The organism is Acidovorax sp. HMWF018, from assembly GCF_003061035.1.
GTDB lineage: Bacteria > Pseudomonadota > Gammaproteobacteria > Burkholderiales > Burkholderiaceae_C > Acidovorax > Acidovorax delafieldii.
Map to the genome: position 1 here is coordinate 4,248 of NZ_QAIM01000489.1, position 1,611 is coordinate 5,858.

Sequence of the window (1,611 nt, forward strand, 5' to 3'; positions counted from 1 at the left end):
CAAGTGGCTGCCTGGCCGGGCTCCACCGGGTCGAAAGCTGCTCATCACCCCGGCCAGCCGCTCGGCCCAGTCGCTGGGACGAAAGGTTTTCCCGTCATGGGTGATGCCCTGGATGAAGACTTCTTTGGAGGAGGGGGAAACCATCGGGGATTGGAGTGGTAGTGAGGGCACAGACGCAGGATCACTGCATGTTGCACCGCAACGCGACATTCTAACTCTTATATAAGAGCTAGCTCCCTAATCCCTCCGGCGCGCTACACATAGGCACCCCGAAGAGGGTAAGGGCCCGGCATTGCAGTGATGCGCAATCGTCAACAGACCGAACCCCTGCTCCCCCTAGAATCGTGACTCGCTTTTTCGCCACCGTACCGTCTGGAGATTTCCGCATGACCGCTTCCATCCCGGCAGCTTCGCCCCACGTGATGAACACCTATGGCCGCGTACCCATCGCGCTGGCCCGTGGGCAAGGCAGCCGCGTGTGGGACGTGAATGGCAAGGAATACCTGGACGGCCTGGGCGGCATTGCCGTGAACACACTGGGCCACAACCATGCCAAGCTGGTGCCCGCGCTGCAGGACCAGATCACCAAGCTGATCCACACCTCCAACTACTACCACTCGCCCCTGCAGGAGCAGCTGGCCGCGAAGCTGGTGGAGCTGTCGGGCATGACCAACGTCTTCTTCTGCAACTCGGGACTGGAGGCCAACGAGGCGGCCCTGAAGATTGCCCGCAAGTTCGGCGTGGACAAGGGCATCGCCAAGCCCGAGATCGTTGTTTACGAAAAGGCCTTCCACGGCCGTTCGATTGCCACCATGTCGGCCACCGGCAACCCCAAGATCTACAGCGGCTTCGGCCCGCTGGTCGAGGGTTTTGTGCGCGTGCCGCTCAACGACATCGAAGCCATCAAGCAAGCCACCGAAGGCAACCCCAACGTGGTGGCCGTGTTCTTCGAGACCATCCAGGGCGAGGGCGGCATCAACCCCATGCGCGTGGAATACCTTCAGCAGCTGCGCAAGCTGTGCGACGAGCGCGGCTGGCTGATGATGATTGACGAAGTGCAGTGCGGCATGGGCCGCACCGGCAAGTGGTTTGCCCACCAGTGGGCCGGCATCGTGCCCGACGTGATGCCCCTGGCCAAGGGCCTGGGCTCGGGCGTGCCGATTGGCGCGGTGGTGGCCGGCCCCAAGGCCGCCAACGTGCTGCAGCCCGGCAACCACGGCACCACCTTTGGCGGCAACCCGCTGGCCATGCGCGCTGGGGTCGAAACCATTCGCATCATGGAAGAAGACGGCCTGCTGCAAAATGCCACCACGGTGGGTGAGCACCTCAAGGCGGCACTGCAGCGCGAGCTGGGCGGCCTGCCCGGTGTGAAGGAGATCCGGGGCCAGGGCCTGATGCTGGGCATCGAGCTGAACAAGCCGTGCGGCGCCCTGATCGGCCGCGCGGCCGAGGCAGGCCTCTTGCTGTCGGTCACGGCCGACAGCGTGATCCGCCTGGTGCCGCCGCTGATCCTCACCACCGCCGAAGCCGACGAAATCGTCGCCAAGCTGACCCCGCTGGTCAAAGCCATCCTGGCTGAATGAAGAATAGTCCCACTGCCATGACGACGCT

Annotated in this window: 2 protein-coding genes; one reads left to right on the top strand and one right to left on the bottom strand. The window is 63.8% G+C overall.

Going from position 1 to position 1,611, the window contains the following annotated elements:
• Window positions 1-144 (bottom strand): DUF3579 domain-containing protein (locus tag DBR23_RS31370; protein WP_233250633.1); only part of this gene is annotated, 144 nt, incomplete at its 3' end.
• A gap of 242 nt (window positions 145-386) precedes the next feature.
• Here DBR23_RS31370 and DBR23_RS20905 point away from each other — a divergent pair.
• Window positions 387-1,583: an aspartate aminotransferase family protein gene (locus DBR23_RS20905; protein ID WP_056066661.1), complete on the top strand. Its 1,197-nt coding sequence runs from the start codon at window positions 387-389 to the stop codon at window positions 1,581-1,583.
• The last annotated feature ends 28 nt before the right edge of the window (window positions 1,584-1,611 follow it).

What these genes read in the sequence shown, in the direction of transcription:
- DBR23_RS20905 (WP_056066661.1), top strand. Translation starts at nt 387, where the DNA reads ATGACCGCTTCCATCCCGGCAGCTTCGCCCCACGTGATGAACACCTAT.